Here is a 310-nt window from a genome sequence, read left to right on the forward strand (position 1 = left end):
CACAGTTGCGGCTTTTGCACAGAACTATGCTAACCAACGCAAAGGTGACTGCAAACTTGTCCACTCTGGTGGTGATGGAAAATACGGGGAGAATCTTGCCGGAAGCACCGGTAACCTAAGTGGTACAAATGCAGTGCAATTGTGGGTGAATGAGAAATCCAAGTATAACTACAACTCCAACTCGTGTGTTGGTGGGGAGTGCCTGCACTACACTCAGGTCGTTTGGAGAAACTCTTTGCGCCTTGGATGTGCCAAAGTAAGGTGTAACAATGGAGGCACATTCATAGGTTGCAACTATGCTCCCCCTGGC

Annotated in this window: 1 protein-coding gene; it reads left to right on the plus strand. The window is 48.7% G+C overall.

All coding sequences use genetic code 11. The annotated features are described in order from the left end of the window. The coding region (locus tag PZC42_RS24380) for a CAP domain-containing protein (RefSeq protein ID WP_498041197.1) at positions 1 to 310 on the plus strand (310 nt) is incomplete at both ends.

The organism is Isoptericola croceus, from assembly GCF_029382255.1.
In the GTDB taxonomy this organism is placed as follows: Bacteria; Actinomycetota; Actinomycetes; order Actinomycetales; family Cellulomonadaceae; genus Isoptericola; species Isoptericola croceus.